15 protein-coding genes are annotated in these 23,221 nt (G+C 54.4%); 9 read left to right on the top strand and 6 right to left on the bottom strand.

What is annotated here, in order from left to right; all coding sequences use genetic code 11:
- The first annotated feature begins 75 nt into the window (after positions 1-75).
- On the top strand, positions 76-642 hold the full coding sequence (gene smpB / locus ACR3ZL_RS22395) for an SsrA-binding protein SmpB (RefSeq protein WP_473650865.1): 567 nt from the start codon (positions 76-78) through the stop codon (positions 640-642).
- A 160-nt stretch (positions 643-802) separates the two neighbouring features.
- Here smpB and ACR3ZL_RS22390 read toward each other — a convergent pair whose 3' ends face one another.
- Positions 803-2,068 (bottom strand): PQQ-dependent sugar dehydrogenase, encoded by a 1,266-nt coding sequence (locus ACR3ZL_RS22390; RefSeq protein WP_473650866.1) that lies wholly within the window; start codon positions 2,066-2,068, stop codon positions 803-805.
- A 98-nt stretch (positions 2,069-2,166) separates the two neighbouring features.
- Here ACR3ZL_RS22390 and ACR3ZL_RS22385 point away from each other — a divergent pair, with 98 nt between their 5' ends.
- The 7 genes from ACR3ZL_RS22385 to ACR3ZL_RS22355 all read left to right on the top strand — a co-directional run bounded on the left by ACR3ZL_RS22385 (position 2,167) and on the right by ACR3ZL_RS22355 (position 14,989).
- Positions 2,167-2,841 (top strand): methylated-DNA--[protein]-cysteine S-methyltransferase, encoded by a 675-nt coding sequence (locus tag ACR3ZL_RS22385; protein WP_473650867.1) that lies wholly within the window; start codon positions 2,167-2,169, stop codon positions 2,839-2,841.
- Positions 2,842-3,001: 160 nt separating this feature from the next.
- Complete coding sequence (ileS, locus tag ACR3ZL_RS22380) at positions 3,002-6,565, top strand: isoleucine--tRNA ligase (protein WP_473650868.1); 3,564 nt, start codon at positions 3,002-3,004, stop codon at positions 6,563-6,565.
- Complete coding sequence (gene purN / locus ACR3ZL_RS22375; RefSeq protein WP_473650869.1) at positions 6,562-7,179, top strand: phosphoribosylglycinamide formyltransferase; 618 nt, start codon at positions 6,562-6,564, stop codon at positions 7,177-7,179. Before ileS ends, purN begins: the two co-directional genes overlap by 4 nt.
- Before the next feature lie 510 nt (positions 7,180-7,689).
- A complete protein-coding gene (locus ACR3ZL_RS22370) occupies positions 7,690-12,492 on the top strand; it encodes an Ig-like domain-containing protein (RefSeq protein ID WP_473650870.1) in 4,803 nt (1,600 codons plus the stop codon).
- Between the two features lie 205 nt (positions 12,493-12,697).
- Positions 12,698-13,018, top strand: a complete 321-nt coding sequence (locus tag ACR3ZL_RS22365) for an HU family DNA-binding protein (protein ID WP_473650871.1) — start codon at positions 12,698-12,700, stop codon at positions 13,016-13,018.
- Positions 13,019-13,369: 351 nt separating this feature from the next.
- Positions 13,370-14,209 carry a hypothetical protein gene (locus tag ACR3ZL_RS22360; protein WP_473650872.1) on the top strand — a complete coding sequence of 280 codons (840 nt, stop codon included), beginning with the start codon at positions 13,370-13,372 and terminating at the stop codon, positions 14,207-14,209.
- The gene (locus ACR3ZL_RS22355; protein WP_473650873.1) at positions 14,210-14,989 is read left to right on the top strand and encodes a lysophospholipid acyltransferase family protein; all 780 of its coding nucleotides are present in this window, start codon (positions 14,210-14,212) and stop codon (positions 14,987-14,989) included. It abuts the gene before it with no gap.
- A gap of 131 nt (positions 14,990-15,120) precedes the next feature.
- Here the strand turns inward: ACR3ZL_RS22355 and ACR3ZL_RS22350 are convergent, their stop codons facing one another.
- Entirely contained in the window at positions 15,121-15,597 is a 477-nt protein-coding gene (locus ACR3ZL_RS22350) for an NUDIX hydrolase (RefSeq protein WP_486172978.1), read from the bottom strand.
- 360 nt (positions 15,598-15,957) lie between these two features.
- Between ACR3ZL_RS22350 and ACR3ZL_RS22345 the strand changes: the two genes are divergently transcribed.
- Positions 15,958-16,587: a hypothetical protein gene (locus ACR3ZL_RS22345; protein WP_473650876.1), complete on the top strand. Its 630-nt coding sequence runs from the start codon at positions 15,958-15,960 to the stop codon at positions 16,585-16,587.
- A 37-nt stretch (positions 16,588-16,624) separates the two neighbouring features.
- On the opposite strand, the gene ACR3ZL_RS22340 is transcribed toward ACR3ZL_RS22345, so the two are convergent.
- From ACR3ZL_RS22340 to ACR3ZL_RS22325, 4 genes are all read right to left on the bottom strand, one after another.
- The gene (locus ACR3ZL_RS22340) at positions 16,625-17,332 is read right to left on the bottom strand and encodes a TVP38/TMEM64 family protein (protein WP_473650877.1); all 708 of its coding nucleotides are present in this window, start codon (positions 17,330-17,332) and stop codon (positions 16,625-16,627) included.
- A gap of 2 nt (positions 17,333-17,334) precedes the next feature.
- Positions 17,335-18,699, bottom strand: a complete 1,365-nt coding sequence (locus tag ACR3ZL_RS22335; RefSeq protein ID WP_473650878.1) for a DUF1552 domain-containing protein — start codon at positions 18,697-18,699, stop codon at positions 17,335-17,337.
- A 2-nt stretch (positions 18,700-18,701) separates the two neighbouring features.
- A complete protein-coding gene (locus ACR3ZL_RS22330; RefSeq protein ID WP_486172977.1) occupies positions 18,702-20,948 on the bottom strand; it encodes a DUF1592 domain-containing protein in 2,247 nt (748 codons plus the stop codon).
- Positions 20,949-21,256: 308 nt separating this feature from the next.
- Positions 21,257-22,945, bottom strand: a complete 1,689-nt coding sequence (locus tag ACR3ZL_RS22325; RefSeq protein ID WP_473650881.1) for a sigma-70 family RNA polymerase sigma factor — start codon at positions 22,943-22,945, stop codon at positions 21,257-21,259.
- Between the last annotated feature and the right edge of the window lie 276 nt (positions 22,946-23,221).

Here is a 23,221-nt window from a genome sequence, read left to right as displayed (position 1 = left end):
AACTTGTTCGGGCGGATCGGCAACCGTGCCGTTAGCCGACTGTGCGGCGTCACGCCGGTGGTTACAATCGAAGCCATGTCCAAATCGAAAACAAAATCCCATAAGACCACGCTGACGGCCGCCGGCCAGCAAAAGGCGGATAAGAAGGCGAAGAAATCTGGCAAAGGCAAAGCCGCCAAGAAGAACGAGCCTTCCGTCACGATGGTTTCGGAAAACCGAAAAGCCAAGTTTCGATACGAAATCTTGGATTCAATCGAATGCGGGTTGATGCTGTTAGGCAGTGAAGTGAAGTCGATGCGCGAGGGAAATCTTTCGCTCGATGAGGCGCACATCCGGGTAACGAACGGAGAGCTTTGGCTGATCGGCGCGGACCTCGCCCAGTACACCAACGCCGGTTTGTTCAACCACGACCCGCGGCGAGCCCGCAAGTTGTTGGTACATCAACGAGAGTTCGACAAGTTCGCCGGACGGGCTTTCGAACGAGGGCTTACGTTGATCCCGCTACGCGTTTATTTCAACGATCGCGGCATTGCCAAGTGCGTGATGGGCTTGGTCAAAGGCAAGAAACTCTACGACAAGCGAGAGACGATCAAACAACGTGACACCGATCGCGGATTGCAGCGAGCGATGCGCCGTCGCTGAGCCGGACTCGACTCGGTTGTCGTGTCGTCTCGCGAACGTCTTGTCGAAAACCGACCTTGTAGAAAACCAAAGTGGGGCTAGGCGATCCGGCCGGTAAGTCGACCTGGTCTGCGACACCGAGTTTGATGCCGCAGACTTTGATGGCCGTGCTTTCAGGTAGCTACTTGGCGATGAACTTGAAGATTTGGCCGCCGCCCATCATGGTGCTCATCAATGCTTCCCCTGATTCCGTTTCTCCGAATGTGAAGACGGGAAGTTGCTGCCAAGCGATGGGACGATTTTCCAAGACGGCGTCCGTGTTGTCGTCGATCTTCATCGCCCACAGACGACCACTGACATAGTCGCCGTAGAGGTAGTAGCCATCAAGTTGCGGTGTGGCTTTGCCTCGATAGACCAACCCGCCCGTGACCGATTTGCCCATATCGTCGGTATGCGGGTATTCGATCAAAGGTTCAATCAGGGATGGTTTCGCAGGCGAGCCTTTGCGGCCTTCCAATGTGAACGCGTGAGCGGCTTCACGCAGGCTCCAGCCGTAGTTGCCGCCCTTGCGGATCAGGTTGATTTCTTCCCAATCGTTCTGGCCGACATCGGCGGCCCAAAGACGTCCGGTCGGTTTGTCAAAAGCCATTCGCCAAATGTTGCGAACGCCCCATGCGTAGATTTCCGGCCAAACGTTTGAACGTCCGACAAGTGGATTGTCAGTGGGAATTCCGTACGGCAATTCGCCGCTTCGTGTGTCGACATCGATTCGCAAAATCGAACCCAGCAGCTTGCTGAGGTCTTGTGCGGAACGGAGTGGATCGTTGGCTTTACCGCCATCGCCTAGTCCTACGTAAAGGAACCCATCGGGGCCGAAAGTGATCGTGCCACCATTATGATTCCAGAACGGTTGCTGGATCTGCATCAGTTGTCGTTCGCTAGCCGGGTCGCCAGCTTTATTTTGCGATCCTTTGACCGTTTGGAATTCGCTCAAGTAGGAAACGTGAGGACGGCTTGAGCCGGTGTAGTAGACGTAGAACTTCCCGTTGTCGGCGAAGTTGGGGTGAAACGCCAATCCCAGGAAGCCTTCTTCGTTTTCACGATCTTTGTAACTAACTCGGTCGCTCAAATCGACGAACAGTTCCGGTTCTTCGATCGACTCATCTTTTTCATCGAAAACGTAGATTTCCCCAGTTTGGCTGGCCACGAACAGCCGTCCGCTACCATCACCGCACCCGGTGATCATGACCGGACGGCTGATGCGAAGATTCGGGTAGGCGTGGACGACCTGGATCGGCATCGGGGAGGTGTCGACCGAGGCAGGAGCATCGGCAAGGTTGATCGTCTTTTGTTGGGTGGTTTTGCCGGAGCTAGCGGATTGAGGTGAGTCGGCAAAACCTGTCGTTGCGACAAGTAGGCCGGCAAGGCAGGCAGAAATTCGTTTCATAGGTTGTGGTGGAGTGTTGGTAGGTGGAGCGGTATGTTGCAATCGAGGTCTCGATTGTTGGGCCGGTGTTGAGCCGGGGATTCTAAAGGGTTTGATGGATGTTCGCGATGCAACGAGTTCAGACGATCTGGGAAAGCCCGATGGGGCCACTTCGGATCGCCGCAGACGTCAATGTTATTCCAAGTGGTCAACCCGATCACGAGCTTGACGCTGCGCTGGACCAGTTCATGGACCGAGACCAGTTCAATGACAGTGAACAGCGACCACAAAGAAAAGCACAAAACCGAGAAACACCACGCGGGGATCGAGAAGGTGAGCACCGTGAACACGGGTGCTGTGTAGGAGTCTACTTCCCTGGACACCACCCCGAGCCTCGGCACTGGGATGAGGTTGTGGAACTCGCTCTACCGGGGGAGGATCGCCTTTTGGATTCGATCGTCAGTCAGTTGGACGAGTATTTCGCCGGGCGGCGAGATCGTTTTGACATCCCCTGTCAGTTGTCGGGAACCCCGTTTCAAAAACAGGTTTGGTCGCAATTGTGCCGAATTCCTGCGGGGCAGACCGTCACCTACCGCGATATCGCGATGGAAATTAACCGACCGAAAGCAATTCGGGCCGTCGGGGCGGCGGTGGGCCGCAATCCAATCTCCATCCTTGTTCCCTGTCACCGTGTTGTCGGCAGCAGCGGTCAAATGACCGGATTCGCTGGCGGGATCGAAAGAAAAGAACGGTTGCTGCAATTGGAAAGTGCGAGTCGAAACGCAGCGGTTTAGCAGGCTTGGGATCTGTTAACGGGAGTGTCTCTAGGGGGACCTGGCGGGGGAATTCGAGCGGTTGAATCCAACGCGGGGGCAGGGGCTGGGGAAAACTTCACTGAGCTCGTAAATTAGGGCTCCTGAAAACATGTGATGCCCTTTTAATTTTTGGTTTTTGATGTCCGCGCAACCCAATTCCCCCAAATCGTTGCAATCGAGTGGATTCCGTGCTGCCGCGTCGAGTCCCTCGTTTCCTAAGTTGGAAGAAGACGTTCTCGCGTTTTGGGACGAAAACCAAATTTATGAAAAGTCGCTGGCTCGCCGTGCCGATTCACCCACCTTCGTTTTTTACGAAGGCCCCCCAACAGCGAACGGGATGCCCCACCCCGGTCACTGTCTGACGCGAGCGATCAAGGATGTTTTTCCGCGTTACAAAACGATGCGTGGCTACCGCTGTGAGCGCAAGGCGGGCTGGGACACTCACGGTTTGCCCGTCGAGGTCGAAGTCGGCAAAGAGCTCGGTATCCACAGCAAGGAAGAAATCGAAGCGTACGGCGTTGAGCCGTTCATCCAAAAATGCCAGCAAAGTGTTTGGCGTTACATGCAGGAATGGCAAAACCTAACCCGGCGGCTCGGTTTTTGGGTGGATTTGGACCAGGCCTATGTCACTTACCACCAGTCGTACGTCGAGAGCGTTTGGTGGAGTCTGAAGAACCTGTTTGATCGTGACTTGCTGTATCAGGGACACAAGATTGTTTGGTGGTGGGCTCAGGGCGGCACCGCGTTGTCGGCTGGGGAAGTAGGCCAAGGCTATCGCGAAGTCGCTGACCCGAGTGTCTACGTGTTGTTTCCGTTGGTGGATGATTCTCTGCAAAAGAAGCGGTCGTTGGTCGTTTGGACGACGACGCCGTGGACATTGCCCAGCAACATGTACGCGGCCGTGAAAGCGGATTTGGAATACGCGATCGTTGAAGACAGTGAAACCGGCGATGAGTTGGTGATGGCAGCGGCGTTGGTTGAGACGCTGGCTGGCAAGATTAAGCGAGAACTGAAGATCGTCGGTACGGTTTCAGGTTCGGAGTTGGTCGGCCAACGCTATCAGCCACCGTTTGAAGATTACCGTGAACGACTTTCGGATCCCGTTGGTGAACTGAAAAGTGGAGGTGCGGAATCGCATTACTGGCGTGTTGTCGCCGCTGATTTCGTAACAACTGAGTCGGGGAGCGGTCTGGTGCACCTCGCACCGGCATTCGGCGAGGTTGACCATGAAGTCTTGGTCGAAGAGCGGCTTCGGTTTGTTGATGGTCAACGACCTGAATTGCTTTGTGCGGTCGGTCCCGATGGCAAGTTCACCGATGAGTTCCCTTTGATGAAGGGCGAATGGGTGAAGGCGACGGACAAGCCTTTAGCCCGTGAACTTCGCGACCGCGGCATGCTATTGCACCAAGAGCAATACTTGCACGACTACCCGTTTTGCTGGCGAGCGGATGAAGATCCGTTGATTCAGTACCCGCGTGAAAGCTGGTTCATCCGCACGACTCGCTTCCGCGATTTGATGCTGAAGAACAACTCTAAGATTGGCTGGCAACCCGAGCATATCCAAGACGGACGTTTCGGTAACTTCTTGGATTCGAACGTTGACTGGGCGTTGTCTCGAGAACGTTACTGGGGCACACCGCTGCCGATTTGGGTATGCGATGCGACCGGACGAATGGAAGCAATCGGTTGTTACGATGAACTGCTTGCCAAGCCGGGTGTTGAGGGAACCGAAGTGTGGGCGGCCGCGAAGGCGAAGAATCCGGAGTTGGCGGACGACTTGCGCGTTCACAAGCCGTACATCGACGCGGTGACCTATAGCTCGCCTTTCGAAGAGGGTGCCCGGATGAAACGGGTCACGGAGGTGATCGATTGTTGGTATGACAGCGGGGCGATGCCGTTTGCTCAGTGGGGGTGGCCGCATCAGAACGACGATCGGTTCCAGGAACAGTTTCCCGCTGACTTCATCAGCGAAGCGATCGATCAGACTCGCGGTTGGTTCTATAGCCAGCTCGCGATCAGCACGATGTTGTTCGGCGAGGGAGCAAGCATTGGTGTCGAGGAAGGAGCCAAACCGGATGCCTTGGCTAGTTCGCTGATTGCTAAAACGAACGAGCAACAAGACTACCCACATCCGTTTCGTAACTGCATCGTGTTGGGTTTGATGTTGTCGCAGTGGCACGAAGCCAACGATAACGGTAAGAAGACAGTTGTCTTGACGGAAGAGGAAACGAAAGAACAGCCAGACCTGACGTTCCAGAAGAAGACCGGCAAGATGTCCAAAAGCCTGCGGAACTACCGCAGCCCCTCGGAGATCTTTGATCGCTACGGTGCCGATGCGATGCGTTGGTATTTCTTCGCCAATCAAGCTCCTTGGAACTCGATCATCTACGCCGATCAAGCGATCCGTGATTCGATTCCTGAATTCCTGCTTCGTCTCTACAACACGTTTAGCTTCTTCACGATCTATGCCGAAATTGATGGCTTTGATCCCACCACTGCGACTGGCGCCGACGATCAATTGTCGCCGGCAAGTTTGGCGTCAGCGGCGACGTATCGCGATGTGGCGGAACGCAGCGAAATCGATCGTTGGATTTTGTCAGAGCTGGACCGGACGATCGATGTTGTGGTGGAGCGAATGGATAAGCTTGACAACTATAACGCGTGTCAGGCGATCACATCACTGTTGGATGGGCTAAGCAATTGGTACGTCCGTCGAAGTCGTGATCGCTTCTGGGGTGGCGACAAAGATTCGCAAGATAAGCTGGACGCTTATTGGACGTTGTACGAAACACTGGTGCAGTTGACCAAAGTAATCGCTCCGTTCGTCCCGTTCTTGGCCGATAAGCTTTGGCAAGAATTGACTCGTCCGTTTGGTGATCGGGTGTTGTCGAGCGTTCATCTGTGCGACTACCCCGTGACGGAGAAGGCACCAAACGGTGCGTCTCGAATCGATGAGGGACTTTCAGCGTCGATGAAGTTGCTGCGTGAGATCGCCTCGTTGGGACGGTCTGCCCGTGCGGACGCCAAGTTGAAGGTTCGCCTGCCGTTGTCCAAGGTTGAGGTGATTTTGACGGATGATTCGCAAATTGGCTGGCTGGAAAGCCATGACCAATTGGTGCGAGAGGAATTGAATGTCAAAGCGGTCGAGTACACGACCGATGGTGGCGAGTACGTTCAGTACAACGTGGTTCCAAACTTCAAGCGATTGGGCCCCAAAGTTGGTAGACAAATTCCGCAAGTAAAGAAGATGCTCAGCGAGGCGGACGGAAACGAACTGCTTAGCCAATTGCAATCGACAGGAAAGGTTTCACTGGCAATGGCCGACGGGTCCCTCGAATTGGATAACGAAGACATCGAGGTCCGACTGAAAGCTCGCGACGGATGGGCTGCTGCCCAGGGGCAAAGTTGCGTGGTTGTGTTGAATACCGAGGTGACCGACGAGCTGCGACGTGAAGGCATCGCGAAGGATCTGATTCGAGCGATTCAAAGTCGCCGCAAAGAGATTGAGTGTGATTACACCGATCGAATCGAAGTAGGAATCGTCAGCGAAGACGCGGAAACCGTTGCGGCGATGCAAGAACACGGCGACCTGATTTGCGAAGAGACGTTGGCTGTGAATTTAGAAACGAAGCCGCTACCAAGCATTGAGGCGACCGATATCGAAAACGGGCAACTGTTTGTCGGTAAGGTGCAAAGTTCATGATTGATTCGGCACCTAAATCCGAAGACTCGGATTCAACCCGTATGCCCGTCGCTGTTTTTTTGAGCGGCAGCGGGCGGACGCTTTCGAACTTGATTCTTCACCGGGATGAAGCAGGCTTGCCTATCGACATTCGATTGGTCATTGGCAGCCGAGCGGGGCTTCGTGGTTTAGAAATCGCACAAGAAGACGGGATCGAGACACTCGTCATTCGGCCGCAAGACTGCGAAACTCCGGAAGCCTACAGCGAAGCGATGTTTGGCCCAGTTGCTGATCGAGGATGCGACTATGTCGTGATGGCGGGATTCCTGAAGCATGTTTTGATTCCGGAAAAGTTCACCAATCGGGTGATCAACATCCATCCCTCGCTTTTGCCAGCATTTGGTGGCAAAGGCATGTACGGGCATTTCGTGCACGAAGCTGTTATCGCCAGTGGCGCCAAGACAAGCGGGTGCACCGTCCACTTTGTGGATAACCTGTATGACAATGGCCCGGTTTTGCACCAGCGATCGTGCCCCGTTTTAGCCGACGACACCCCCGATGCATTGGCTGCACGCGTGTTCGAACAGGAATGTTTGGCACTGCCTGAAGCGATTCAAAAGATCGTTCAGGGCTAGTTTTTGCGGCGTGATCCATGGACATCGTGAGCGGCAGCCGCAGCATTACGTTCCTATCGTCCGCCACACCTTCTTAATTCCAGCGGGCATTGCGGGAACCATTTGCCGGTTTCGTACGTCAAAATTGCCCCTGTATTACCGGAAAAGTCGACGTAACCGTTTCGGAACTGAAATTCGAACCGTGGGTAGGTGAATCCTCTCATTCTGGGGTTTCGAAGGCTGGCAATTTGCGGCCTTGGCAACGTCAATGGTGATTTTCCCCAGTCGCCTACGGTGATCGGCGTTGTTAATTTTTTCCGGTTGGGCTGTCGTGGCTGAATGTGGTGAGTAACCCGGCTGTGCCGAAAAAACTTGTCATATCGGTCCGTCCTGGTCGACTTTTCCGATACCTCCAGCATTTCCGTTCGCCTGTTTTCGTTCTTGTGGCGGCCATTTGTTTGCCTGCAAGCCTGGAAATCGTCCTTTGATAAGGACTGCTGGTCCGAATATCCCTGTTCGAAATCGTTGCTGATGAACCTCGCTCGAAAACTACGTCAACGCCTCGCTCAAGTGATTGTTGGAGACTCCGCACGCGGCAGTTCCAAAGTATCTGCATCGCGAGGCCGTTTGCTGCTCGAATCGCTCGAGAGTCGTCAAATGATGGCAGGCGATGTCGATTTGCTTTCCACATCGGCCACGGACACCGGTTCGAACAACTCGGCGATCACCGATCAGACGGAGAACGACGACAACGGGATTTCAGCGTTGGTATCCGAAGGCGAGCCGGGTGTGAACCTGGTCGAATTAGCTAAGTGGCTCGACGATACGGGTTTCGAATTTTATGGAGCCAACTGGTGTCCCGCTTGCACGGAACAAAAGCAACTCTTTGAAGATGGGGGTGATAACCTTCCCTTCACCGAAGTCACGCTTCCCGATGCGAACCGGACGCAAGACCCTCAGTTTGCCAGTTTGAACATCACGGAATATCCGACCTGGATCCTTCCTAACAACGACCGTTTGGTGGGTGTTCAAACAATCGAAACGCTGATTCAACTCAGCAATTTCCAAAACCCGACTGATGAACGTCCAACTTTTGAAACCATCGGTCCGCAAACCGTCGCGATCGGTTCGCCGCTGCATATTCCGGTGGATGGTTACGATGCCGAGGGTGGGCCTCTGACGGTAACGGTTTCGGTTGAAAACAGTGCCTTGCTGGAAGCGGTTGTTTTGACCGGGAATCGTTCATTGCGTTTGGACATGGAGGGCTATGGCGACATGGTCTTTGAATTGTTCGAACAGCGAGCGCCAACGGCGGCGGGCCGCGTGGCAACGCTTGCCGAAGATGGATTTTATGACGGGATCATCTTCCACCGTGTGGATGATGATTTTGTAATCCAAGGGGGCGATCCAACTGGAACTGGACAGAGCGGTTCGAACCTAGGGCAGTTCGATGACGATTTCCACGAAGACTTGCAACACAATCGGACGGGTGTTCTGTCGTTTGCTAAGACGACCGATGACACCAACAACTCGCAGTTCTTCATCACCGAAGTACCAACTCGATACCTGGACTTCAATCACTCGGTATTTGGGCAGTTGGTCGAGGGAGAAGACGTCCGTGAAGCGATTAGCGAAACGCACGTTGACGGTAACGACAAACCAACCAACTCAGTTGTCATCAGCAGTGCGACGGTATTCGAGGATGTGGAAAACAGCGTTGTAATGTTGAAGGCCCTTGGCGGCACCGGCACGACGAACGTGACTTTTACGATCACCGATAGTGACGGGAACCAGTATCAAGAGATCGTTCCGGTGACGGTGACAGAGGATGTCACCTCGCAAGGGGTGGAGATCAATAGTCAGCCGTTCTTAGACGCGATTACTGATCCCATCACAACGACCACCGGCACGGCGACGTTGCAACTTGGAAGCACAGATGTTGAAGGCGATGATGTCCGTTATCTGTTGAGTAATAGTAGCAGCAACGTTACGGCGACGGTGGATCCGGATACCGGCTTGGTGACTGTGGAGGCTGTCAGCGGATTCTCCGGAAGTGTGGACATCATTGTTGGAGTGCAAGCGGCGACCAACGCTGGGGATAATTTTGATAGCCAAAGTGTGACGTTCACGTTCGATCAGCAGGCGATCGCCACACCAGCTTCGATTGATCTGCGAGCTTCGAGTGATTCCGGAACCAGCTCTACAGACAACATCACCAACGTGGGGACGATGACGTTCGACATCACCGGTGTCACTTCAGGTGCGACCGTGCAGATCATCGATACGTCTGACGGATCGGTTGTCGGGTCTGGTGTCGCGACTGGCAACACCATCGCTATCACGATCAATAACCTGGCGTCGGTTGGTGAAGGAACCTACACGCTTGCCGCACGTCAGGTAATCGACAGCGTGGCTGGTAGTCTGTCGACGACATTGGATGTTCAGTACGACACAACTTCGCCGACATTCAACACCAGCACCGTGCAGACGACGGGTAACGTAGATACGGCTTACACCACTGACTTAGTTAGTGCTGAAGAAGGAAGTGGCGTTATCTATTCATTTTCCAACGCACCAACGGGAGCGACTATCGTAGCGGGGACTGGTGTAATCAACTGGACTCCAACGGAGTCGCAGTTAGGCCAAAATAGCTTTACGGTTGAATTGCGAGATGCGGCCGGCAATTTGCGGACGGAAACGTTCTCTGTCAACGTTGCAGCAGCTCCGATTGCGGGCGTGCGTCTCGAAGTGACTGACCTGGATGGCAACGTGATCGATTCGCTGGAGGTTGGCCAGCAGTTTTTGTTGAATTTCTATGGCGTCGATAATCGTACTGGTTTGGATGTCGATGGGGTTTACGCAGCCTTTGCCGACGTGTTGTTTGATGGCACGCTAGTTCGCGCGGTGCCAGGCGTTTCGATTGACTATTCCAGCGTGTTTGGGAATGTAACCCGCGGCACCATCAGTAGCGGATTGATTGACGAGTTAGGTGCCGCTAGTAGCTTGACGACGCCGACCCGTGAGGAAGAGAGCCTAATCGCAACGGTGACCATGGAGTCCCTTGCAGCGGGAACCGTAAACTTTGTCGCCGAACCGGCTGACCAAACCGGCAGCGAAGTTTTGTTGTTCTCGAGTAACGAGCAGGTTCCTACCGACGCGGTCAGCTATATCGGCACCACGCTCGCGATTGGGCAAACGTTTACTGCAGTCGCGGATACGTTCACCGTGAATGAAGATTCCGGTGCCACGGTGCTGGACGTGTTGGCCAACGATACGATCGTATCGGGGTCAGGTAGTTTGTCTGTGGTCAGTGTGACGCAACCAGCTCAGGGTGGTACGGTCACTTTGTCTGGTGGTGAAGTGTCCTTTACACCGGCCAGCGACTTTGTGGGGACGTCAGAGTTCACCTATCGTGTTTCGGGCCCCAACGGTGTTCAGGAAGACGTGCAGGTCACCGTCACGGTGAACAACGTGAACGATCCACCGGTTGGTGTGTCCGACACATTCATCGTGGATTCAGATTCGACAAACAACTCGTTGGATGTTTTGGCCAATGAAGCGTCGACCGCGGAGCCTGGCGAGACCCTAACCGTGACCGCAGTTTCAACACCGACTGCAGGCGGAACGGTCACGATTGCTAGCGATGGATTGACGGTCAATTACACACCAGCGGCATCGTTCGTTGGAACCGACACTTTCACATACACGCTTAGTGATGGTACTGGGACCGATACGGTATCGGTCACCGTAACGGTGAATCCCTCGGATGCTCCACCAACAGCAGTCGCCGATTCGTATCCTGTTTCCGGTGGTGCGGCAATCAATGAAGATTCGGCTCAAGCGAGCTACGACGTGTTGGCTAATGACACTCGTGATACTGACAACCAAGCGTTTGTCATCGAGCAGCTAGGGACGCCATCGAATGGTGGTACCGTATCGATAGGCAACAATGGTACGACGTTGTTGTACCAGCCAGCGGCCAACTTCAATGGCACTGAAACGGTGACCTACACGATTCGAGATACCGGTGGTGGACTGGCGACAACAACGGTGACGTTCAACGTGACCGCTGTGAATGACCCACCACCGATCTCCGACGGTGCAATCACGATCGTCCGTGGCAGCGGCCAGACGACTGTGCTTTCGATCAGTGACTTGCCGATCAACCCGGATATCGGCGAAGTTATTCGGTTTGTGAATCTGACCACACCGTCGAGCGGAACAGCCACGATTTCCAGTGACGGACAGTCGATTCTGTTTACCCCGCCAAGCGACGACTTCACGGGCGACATTACTTTTGACTTTGAAGTCGAAGACGCATCACAAGTGCGAAGCGGTCCGGCAACAATGACCGTGACGGTTGCTCAGTACACGACTCGGGCAATCGAGATCATCTTGCAAAGCTCAGCTAGCGGGATGTTGGGGAGCGATCTTTCCGCGTTCACGTTGACAGGAACGAACATCCTCAATCAAGCGGTTTCGATTCCGCTTAGTGATAGCAGCGTAGTGGTTACGGATAGCGGAGTTCGGATTCCGGGGTTGTTGCCCGGAAGCTACACGTTGGACATCCCCGCGATTCCGTTCTTGCAAAATGGCGACGAAGCTCAGTCTCTGTCGATTCAAAGTGATGTCGACGAGGGCGATGAATCGGTTGAGCTAAGTTTAGGCCGCATCAAGGCTGAATACTTGAGCGTGTCAGACTGGTTCGGGTCTCGTCCGCTTCGTTCGGTGTTGGTGGCTGTGAACGCAGGCGAGTCGGCAATTCTCACGCGTGCCAGCGAAGCGGCTCTGGATGACCTATCTGGCGTTCAAGTGGCACTGGATTCTGACGCAACCATCATCACGGTCAACGCCACGCAAACGACCACGACCAATGGTGCAACGAGCGACGCGGCGGTGACCGGAGCGGCGAACATCAACAATGATGCTGTGATTGATCGTCGAGGTGTCGTCGGTGATATGCACCTGGTGTTGATCAGTTTGGACGACACGGGCGTGACACTGGCAACCGCGAGTGCGAGCACTGCCCAGGCAACGGCTTCTGGAGAGCCTCTGGCGAGCTCTGCAGCCGCAGCCGTCTCTCAGGCGGATATCTTCGTTCCCCAAGTCAACCTCACGTCTGAGGGCGAGCCAGAGACGGCCAGTGACGGCGGTTCGATAGCCCAGGACGGCTCCAAGGTGGTTGGCGAGCAGTCTGGTGTGGACGCCGCAATGGCGGATGTTTCGTCGAATTTGACGCTGATTTCGGGGACCGAAGACGCGATTGCGGCAGATTCTCAAAGTGATGTAGAAACGTTCACCGAAGCCGTCGATCAGGTCTTGACAGCAAGATAGGTAGTCTAAAAGGGGCCGTTTCAGGCCTCTTTTGCGGAAAACCCTGAAAAACAGGGGGTTTTTGCAGGTCAAGTGGGTTGCGAGTTTTCGATCAGCGACATAACACTTGCACCGCGACGGAGGGAAACATGTTTCTCTTTCCGGCCGTTTTAACAAATCTCTGGTTTTTGAAGTCTCTGTTAACCTCATACGACAGGTGTCGCCCATGCCCGCAGCTATCCCACCCAAAGCTCCTACGAAAACTCAAATTCTTGCCAACATCGCTGAAGAAACTGAGTTGACCAAGAAGGATGTTGCCGCCGTCTTGGATGCTTTGGCAGGCGAAATTGAAAAGTCCCTCCAAAAAGGTGGTGCTGGCCAATTCGCTATCCCTGGTTTGTGCAAGATCGTCCTGAAGGACGTGCCTGCCAAGCCAAAGCGTAAGGGTCGCAACCCAGCCAACGGCGAAGAAATCTGGTTGAACCCAAAGCCAGCCAGCAAGAAGCTGACCATCCGCCCACTCAAGGGCTTGAAGGAAATGATCTAGTCATCTGACTGGATCATGTGACGTGAAGTCGCGTTCAAGCGAATTCGCATTACAACCTGACCATACAAGAGCCTTTCCCGAGCATTTCTGGGGAAGGTTTTTTTGTGCGCCCACTGAATTTTTTGACCGCTGGATTTTTTCGCCACTGAATTTTTGCGTCTGTGAATGTGGCTAGTGAGACTCTTTCTGGCGTGGAAGCGAATTGATAGGCAAATCTCAGACGAAATCGATCGGTTCCGGGTGACAAGATACGGGCATGATCCTGTGGGTACTTCGGGACTGGGGTGGAGCTGAAACGGTGGGTTTGGTAATTCCTGCTTAGATAACCAGAACTATTGGAAGGTTTGCGGGATGATCCCTAACACTTGGTCCACATTGAAGTTTGCCGACAGACGAGTGCACCTCAGTGTATTGGTGCTGTTGGGGATCGCCGCATGCGCTGATGTCAACGCACAACAAGATATCAATGCACAACCAGTTCAACCGGCGAGCTTCGCGGCACCGGCAAAGCAGCAAAGTTTTGTGATTGTTACGGAGGTCTTTCAGGGTGGTCAATCTGCACCTGTGGAGACTCATCGGATCGCATTCCAAGACGGCGTTTTTTACGACTTTCCCAGTGGTGATCAACGTGCTTGGACGATGTTCGATCTGCCGAGCTCTCAAGTGGTGCTGCTGAACCGAAACAGTCGAAAACAAGCGACCGCTTCAACGGAGTCACTCGTACGCGTTAGTGCTCAGGCGGAGGCTTCCATCACGGATCCACAGCACCGTGAACGACTTGGGATGGACGCCCAGATAGAGCCCACGTCGGCGACGGGATACGAAATGACCTACAAGGGAACTCGCTATCAAGTGACCGCCGCCGTTCCTGCTGATCCCGAATATGCGATCCAGTATGGTCGGTTCGTTGACTGGGCATGTCGGTTGAACATTTCCCGCCCCAGTGGCGTGCCGCCGTTTGCACGCATGCGTCTGAATGCGGTGATGACTCAGCGGCAATTGATTCCGGATCGCATTGATGTCGAAATGCAACGAATGGTCGGCGATAACTCGACACCTGTTACGATTCGGTTGAACTCACAAACTGTGCTGGTCCCTGGGATCAGCGATAAGATACAAAAGCAGATAAGCGAGGCTCAGCAAATGCGAGTCACCTACCAAGCGATTCCTTGGGATCAATTCGAGCGATAGATGCCCCGAAAATTACGCAAAGCCAAGGTAACCGCACGAGCGGGTATGGTCTTAACTCGTTGGGCTTTTAAGCTCATTCGAGGAACCGTTCGTTTGCACGTCGTCAATGACCGACGTGATCAAATCAAGCGTGATAGTTCGCGCCAATTCGTCTACGCGATTTTGCATGCCCATCAGGTCGCTGCGGTCGCGCTGTCTGATCCCGAAACCGGTGCTTTAGTGTCACGGTCACGCGACGGCGACTTGTTGGTACCGCTGTTAAAGAGTTGCGGGTGCGTGCCGATTCGTGGCAGCAGCGGGCACGGACGCAAAGGTGGTGCGACGGCGCTAACGCAGTTGATTCGGCATGTTGAAAAGGGGCATCCAGCGGTGCTAGCCGTTGACGGTCCCAAAGGGCCACGCGGAACCGTGCAGAAAGGCGTGGCAATGCTAGCCCAGAAGACCGGTGTGCCAATCTTGCCCGTGGTAATGATTCCAAAACGGCGATACATCTTTGCGAAGGCTTGGGATCGAATGCAGATTCCGTTGCCGTTCACTAAGCTTGATTGTCGTTTCGGTGACCCGATCTACGCAAACGAGACAGATGATCTGGATCAGATCTCGATGGCTGTCCAAACCAGTCTGGCTAGTCTGGAGCGGGCTGCGGATCCGTCTGAGGCAATGCCAAGCGACCACGCTGAAGGTTCTCAACAGATGGCCGAGGCGATGAAATCGTCTGCAACGCAATCAGAGAAGCAATTGTCTGAGGCATCGCTGAAGACGTTGACGCGGGCTGCCTAGTCTATCGACGTTCACATCTCTTTTGAATCAACGACGGCAAATCAGCCTAAAACGGCTGGACGGTCTCTCTAGCTGAACAGCCACAACTTGTGTCGCTATCGCTTGCGAATCCTGAGCTTATGAAGGCTGAGCTAGACCGGATCGTGGTCTGCTTTCCAAGGCAATTCGATCACGCCGGAACGCCATGAAGCGATAAACTCCGGCAAACTTGGAAGCACGTTGGAAGCGCGTGCGATGTCACTGGGGCTCATCCAAAAAATGTCGGAGACTTCATCGGGGTTGGCGACCGGTTGCACCGCAGGATCGATTTCGGCAATCCACCAAGCCAGACGTGTGCCCCAAGGAGTCACGCTGCGGTGGCAAAGACGCACTGGCGTGACGTCCATAGTGATCTCTTCCTGCATCTCGCGGATCAAGGCTTCCTCCTCTGATTCGCCCACTTCAATGCCGCCGCCGGGCAAACAGAGTTTCCCAGGCGCGTTGACGGTCATGGAGCGGCGAATGACGAGAAGCTGCTCATCGCGAAAGATGACGCCGATGACACCACGTTTCCGGTTTCGTCGATCTGACGGCGAGTTCGCTGTATTGAAACGAGGGCCAGCGTTCATGGAGAGGCACCTGTGTTGAATGTGAAGAGGGAGAAAGCGGGTAGATAATTTTCACTGTACGGGCTTCTATCAACCGAATGGAAGCTAGGCAACCCGAACACCGCGATTCTGGTGTCAGATCTTCGCGTTGTTCTATGCTTGAGTGCTCCCGGTGGCTTGCGTGCATTCGGGTGGAGGGATTTGAAGCAATCAGATTTGCCATCTCGGCCGGCTTGTTCTGCGACATCGAGGATGGTTGAGAGAAACACGGAAATTTCGTCAAGAAAGTAGGGGCGAGGAGTCGATGAATCTTCTACCGGCAAAGTTTGCCTATTGTACCTGTTCGCCACAACCGGCATCCTTCTGAACCGAACTAGATCCATGTCTGCCGCTTCCCGACGCGACGAAGTTTCGATCCGGCTAAAGCTGTTTGTCTTATTGATGGTTAGCTTTGCACCCGGGTGCTCGTTGTTTTCGATGCCTTCGATGAAGATGCCCGATGTCAGCGAGTCCATGATGGGCGGATTGAGTTCGGCTGGCATCATTCAGCAAGAGGCCCCAGGTGACGGCTACATGCCTGTGGGGGGCAACGTGACGTTGCAGTCCAGTTCGTTCACCCAGGACGTTTACCAAGCGGTCCGGAAGGCAAAAGTCACCAACTCCATCGTGTTGCAGGTCGTGGGTGACGCAGAGCCGATTCGGGTATTGCCGCTACCAACTGCAGCGGAAGCTTCGAGCTCCAACGGTGCGATGCCAACGGGCATTTTTGTCAGCACATTGCTGAAACAAACCGGGGTCATTAAAAAGCTGGGCCGGATTGAGGCAGCACTTTACCGCCCATCACCAGCCAGTTTTGAAGGCGTGCGAATGGACATCCAGTTCTCACCGCGTGACAAAGAACAAATCCGACCTGAGTCTGACTATGCACTTCGCGCCGGTGACCGAATCATTATCCGTCGCGACGATCGTGTCGGTTTCGATTCGCTGGTTGACCTAGCTTTGGGCCGCTAGTCAAAGTCTTGTTGCTTCCGACCTAGCGTCATTTCTGCTAAACGTCTCGAACACGGAATAGTTGGCGTGGGACCCACACTGACAGCACGATCGCTGCGGTGGCGGAACAGCCGACGCTAAGCCATTTCGCAGCGGAGGAAGTCCCTTCGGTAGCGCTCGCTGCACAGTACACCCAAAGCCATTGCGGAATCGTGGCGATTAGAGCGGCCGCTATGTAGGGAGTTTGTCTGGCCGAGGCAGCACCCATGGCGTAGCTGATCACCGTTGTTGGGATCGGCGAGAGTCGCACGAGCAGATGAAAGCCAAGTCCGGCTTGATTGGCTGTGGTTGCAATCCGACGCAGCAACCTGCCTCGAACTTTAGCGGCGTGGTTGGCATCCTCCAATGACCCTGCGGCCTGGTCTTCGGAGGAAAACAACGCATCGTGATGCAGCGACCAACGGCCGATGTGATAATTGACACAGGCCGCGACAACCGCCGTCACGCTTAGCACCCAGCAGCCCTGGACGACACCAAACAGGCCTCCAGCGGCCAGGCTAACCAGAGTTTTGGGGACAAACAGGCACATCAGAAGCGTGCCCAGAGCGATGAACGCTAAGGGGCCGGCTACTCCAGACGCCTGTAGCCAGTACTCGGCGGTGTCCAGGGAATAACCGCTGGCCAGTCCTAGTAACCCGAGTCCAAGAATCGTCGCGGGAAGCCATCGCCGAGATCGGCTTAAACGCCATGCGGTAGCCGGTCTCACAGTCAAACGTTTAGGTCAAGCTCGCCATTGCTATCGCCGAACTGCGACGCATTGACACCCATCTGGTTCATCATCCACAGGTACAGGTTGCACAGCGGGGTGTTGTCTCGATACCGAATGTGGCGGCCGGTTTCGATTCGGCCTCCGCCACCACCAGCCAACAGGATCGGTAGGTCGTCGTGATTGTGTCGGTCACCGTCGCTAATGCCGCTGCCGTAGACAATCATGCAATGATCCAGAAGCGAACCCTCACCTTCGGGAATCTGTTTTAAGCGATTCAATAGATAGGCGAAGCGATCGAGGTGGAACCGATTGATCTTGGCAACCTCCGCCTGTTTATGACGACTCTTGCCATGGTGGGAAAGCTCATGGTGTCCTTCGTTGACGTCAATTTCCTTATACCGGCGATTGCTTCCTGCGTTCGCGAACATGAATGACAGGACCCGCGTGCTATCGGTTTGGTAGGCCAACGCAATCATGTCCATCATCAGTTCACTGTGCTTGGAAAGTTCACGCGGAACGCCCAGCGGTCTTGGATAGTCGGCGGCACCCTCTTCCAGCATGTCCAGCTTTTCGACGCCACCGATTCGTTTTTCGACGTCGCGGATGGAGTACAGGTATTCGTCAAGTTTGCGACGATCGACCACGGGAAGATGAGCGTGCAGGCGTTTGGCGTCTTCTTGAACGAAGTCCAAAATCGACTTGCGATGCTTTTCCCGTTCGCTCTTCGCTCGACTGGTATCTTGCTTGGTGTGACCGGCGAACATGCGATCGAAAACTTGTCGAGGGTCATCCTCTTTCGCCATCGGGTTGGTGGGGCCACGCCATGACATGTTTGATGCATACGCACAGCTATAGCCCGAGTCGCAATTTCCAGCTTGCGCACTCGCTTCAAGGCCTAATTCGAGCGAAGCGAATCGTGTCGTGCCTCCAACCGCTTGGGCTGTGACCTGGTCAACCGACACACCGTTTTGAATGTCGGCACCGTTGGTCTTGCGAGGATGAGCTCCGGTTAGGAAAGCAGCTACGCTGCGAGCGTGATCGCCGGCACCGTCGCCGTGAGCACGCGCCCCGTCGAGGGCGAGGCCGGTCAACACATTGAAAGAATCTCGATGAGCTTCCAACCGCGAGAGTGTTTCCGGTAGCTCATAAGAAGAACCGATTTTCTTTGGTGTCCAGTCCGGCATGTGCACACCGTTGGGGACATAAAAGAATCCCATCCGTAGCGGTGGCGATCCAGCGTCGGCGGATCCGAGTGACCCCGGCGACGCGAGCAAGCGTTGAGGTTGCATGGCGTGAAGCAGCGGCAATGCGACCGTTGTCCCCAAACCTCGGAGCACGGTTCGGCGTGAGATTGTCTTGGCCATGGTTATTCTCGAAACCCTTGCTTTTGAAATGGATCGCTTTCGATGATACCCGTGATCACGTCGGCAAACCGATAATCGTTGGGTTTTGACTCCGACATAATTCGATCGATCGCACATTTGTCATAGTATTCGGTGCCTCGTCCTAGTGAATAGGTCATCAGTTTTTCGATCAAACATCGCACGAATTGCTCTTTTCGTTGTAATGAAAGAAGTTGCCGCAGTCCGGCTGCCCCGTCGAATTGCGTTCCATCGGGCATCTCGCCGGACGCGTCAATCCGGTCGTTGCCATCACGCGTACGGAATCGTCCGACCGCATCGAAGTTTTCTAGAGCAAAACCTAGTGGGTCCATCACACTGTGACATGCTGCACAAGCGGGATTGGACCGGTGTTGTTCCATCCGGTCTCGCAGCGAGCCGACGAGCGGTCCCTTGTCCAGTTCGGGGACGTTGGGCGGTGCGGGAGCCGGCGGCAAGTTAAGCAGGTTATCGAGAATCCATTTGCCGCGTTTGACTGGGCTGGTTCGTGTCGGGTTACTGGTAACCGTTAGGACACTGGCATGAGTTAACAGTCCGCCCCGCGGTGTATCTTTCAGCGACACGAGACGAAATTGTTCGCCTTTGACATCGGGGATTTCGTAGTACTTCGCTAATGACTCGTTCAAGTAGGTAAAGTCCGCATCGATCAAACGCGTAACCGGTTGGTTCTTCTTCATTAATTGTGAGAAGAACATCAACGTTTCGATCCGCATCGATTCGCGTACCGTATCGTTAAAGGATTGGTAGATTCGCGTGTCAGGTTCGGCGCGATCCAAGTTGCGCAACTGCAGCCACTGCGATGCGAAACTGCGAACGAAACGACTGGAACGCGGATCGACAATCATCCGGGCGATCTTGTCTCGCAGTTTTGCTTGATCGCGAAGTTCACCTCGATGGGCCATCAGAAGCAGTTCGTCGTCCGGCATACTGCTCCAGAGGAAATACGAAATGCGAGTTGCTAATTCGTATTCGTTGATGCTTGGCATTCGTCCTTCGGCATTCGGAGTTCGTGGCCGTTCGACTCGAAACAGAAAGTAAGGCGAAACCAAAACGGCCTGCATCGCTACTTGCATACTCTCTTCGAATGTTGCGCCACCGTCGTGGACCTGTTTTGCAAACTGCATTAGCCGTTCCGCTTCGAACTTGGACGCCGGCCGGCGGTAGGCGCGGGACGCGAATCGGCTCAGCACCGCCGACGCAGCCATTTCGAACGAGACCGACTTACTGGGAGTGACGAAAAGCAAGCGTTGATGGTTGGCGGTTAAGTCGGTCTCCGGTACATGCTTGTTGCGTCGTTCTTTTCCCAAAACTTCAATGTGGTGAAGTCGAAAGTTGCGATCCTGTTTCTCACGTGACTTGGACTTCGGTGCATAGAAGTCATTCAGGAACGCGATGTCGATGTTGTGCTTCTTTTTTCCGAGCCGGAACGTGACTGTTTTTTCGGCCGGTTCGAATTCGGGAATGTCGATCGTGAAAGCTTTACTACTGCACTGCACTCGGATCTGAACGGGATCGTCGCCTGCTTGGTCTCCGCTAACGACCATCGCAATCGTGTAATCGCCTTCGAAGGGAGCTGCGAATTCGAGAGTGACCTTGCCGTTGTGATTCATCGCCAACGATCGCTCACCATCGAACTGACCGGCTCCTTTCAACTGCAGTGGCGCCATCGCGAAGGCAAATGTTTGCGGTGGCTCAGCGGTTTGGATTGCTTCGCCTACGATGTGCTCCGCGGCATCGAGGTATTTTTCCATCAGCAACGGCGGCAGCGAGAGTACGTCACCGATGGTGTCGAATCCGTAGCCGACATCGTCGCCGGGGAAATCATTCGCGGGCTTGTAATCCACTCCCGTCAAATCGCGAATCGTATTGCGATATTCGTTGCGATTCAAACGGCGCAATGTGACTTTGCCTGCATTGGGGTTCTGCACACAATTGATGGAATTGGCGAGTTGGTCGATTAGCTCCACCATCCGACTGCGAGATGTCGCATCCATGGGGTCGCTGTCGGCCGGTGGCATTGAGCCGAGCTGGACTTGAGCCTTCGCACGCATCCAATGCTGTCGACCTTTGAGCAGTTTGTTTGCGGAGTCATCCGCTTCTAAAGATAGCCCGCCTTCACCGTCCGACTCACCATGACAGTCGTAGCAATAGGTCCGCAGTAGTGGAACTAATTCTTGGCGGAAGAGCCGTTCTTGAGACGCGTCGTCGGCCATGGCGACGACGCAAGAGGAAACGCTTGCGAGCAATGCGAAAACGATCACGAGGTGGGATTTTATCGCAAATTGCCGCGGCTTAGCGGCCTCTGGCAACGATAAATCGACAGTTCGTGATCGGTGAGTTCGGAGACGCAACAAGACTGTTTGGCCCGAAAATTTGAGGTGGGATGTTGTGGCGGCATTAATGATGCCGCCAAACCATTCCCCTAATTCTAACACGCCTGTACTCGCTCAAGCACCCTCCGTTTGACGGTGGCATCGCTGGAAGGCGAAGACGCGAGTTTGCATCGAGTGTGGCGGAAACTCTAGATCGCTTCGCTACCTTCGAACAAAGTCAAATCGGCACCATCAAGGAAGCTGACCAGCGACTTCGCTCGGTAGGGTTGCTGCAACTTACGGACAGCCTTGCTTTCGATTTGGCGGACGCGTTCTCGGGTGACCTGGAAGATTCGACCAACCTCTTCGAGCGTGTAGGTGTATCCGTCGGCTAGGCCATAGCGTAGCCGCAAGATTTCACGTTCGCGGTAGTTGAGTGTTTCCATCGCAAGGTCGATTTGTTGCTTGAGCGCTTCGCGATTCGTTTCGACCAATGGGTCTTGATCGCGATGGTCTTGCAAGAACTCACCAAAGACGCTGTCTTCAGAATCACCGACGGGTTGGTCGAGCGATAACGGCTGGCGAGCCATCTTTAAGATGATACGCGTGTCATCGACCGACAAACCGCTTCGAGCGGAGACTTCTTCCGGAGTGGGTTCACGGCCTTGTTCTTGAACGAGGTCGCGGGTGATCTGACGAATTTTGTTCATCGTATCAATCATGTGAACCGGAACGCGAATGGTCCGGCTCTGATCGGCAATGGCTCGAGTGATCGCTTGACGAATCCACCACGTGGCGTACGTGCTGAACTTGTAGCCACGAGCGTGTTCGAACTTATCGACCGCTCGCATCAAACCGGTGTTGCCTTCTTGGATCAGGTCCAGGAACGACAAGCCTCGATTGCGATACTTCTTGGCGATCGAAACAACCAATCGCAAGTTACCGGCTGAAAGAACTCGCTTTGCGGCATCGTAATCATCGCGAAGCGTGTCGCAACGATCGACTCGACGTTCCAGTGTGCGAGGTGTTTCGTATGTCAACCGCATGAGGTACCGAAGCTCGCCGCGAAGTTCTTCCTCGGTAGGCATGCCTGGCAGGGCAAGCCGTTCGGGCTTGGCAAGCGTTTGACGAATTTCAATCATCCGCAATGCACTGCGACGCAGCTTTTCAAAGATCGGTTGCAGCTTGTTAGTCCGCAAATTCATCTCCTCGACAAGACGCACAGCCTTGTTACGACGGATGACAAGATTGCGCCAAGCGGCACGGCGACGACGCATGGGAAGCGACTTGTTGATCGCGGACATGTAGTCGTTGCGGTTTTGCGAAAGCAGGTGATCGAGTGTGCGTGTGTTGGGGATGATCCGCTTCATAATCGCCTTCTTTTCAGCCGCGTTGGTGACGCTGACTTCAATCGTGCGGTCGAGGCGTAATTGTTTGTCACGAACTTGTTGCAACAACTTCAGTGCCGCTTGCAGCATGAAGTCAGTAGCCATCATGCAATGACGGTAGCGTTCGCGGGTGGCCTCAATCTGGCGAGCCGCTGAAACCTCTTGGTCTCGCGTCAGCAATGGGATCTGGCCCATTTGCATCAAATACATGCGAACCGGATCTTCAGTCGGGTCGCCTAACATTTCTTCACGGCGGGCATGGGCGTCATCTTCCGATGCGATCGCTAAGTCTGGGTCTTCGGAGATTGCGTCCGCGAAATCTTGCCCCATGGTGCGGGAGCGTCGGGAGACGGAATCTTCAGCATCGAAGGCATCGTCCTGCAGGCTACGGCGGCTGAATTTCTTACCCATCAAGGTCTCCTCAGTTTCCGAACGGTCATCAACACGGTTGGGAGGGAGATACCAAGCACGGTTGGTGCCAGCGTCCACGGTGGGTATCGCGTATATCATGGCAAGTCGTTGTCACGAAAGAGGTTAGGCAAGTTGGATTGCCTGTGGGGAGGATTAGACATGCGGCGTGACCGATGCACGAATCCAACGCGCTGTTGCGTCAATGCAACACCCGTTGGTTCCGCGGAACCGACCTCAACGTTTCGAACTTCCATGCCAAACGTTCCCCCGTCTCGCATGTCTAAACCTAGGTTAGGTTTCGCGGTGGCGGGAAACGGTTTTCACTTCAGACCCTCAAAAATCTCGACGGACGCAATAAGTGACTCCGCTACAACA

It is taken from the genome of Rhodopirellula sp. J20-39, from assembly GCF_057365095.1.
The sequence above is the reverse complement of the archived record's forward strand: the minus strand, read 5'-3'. Positions and strand labels throughout refer to the sequence as shown.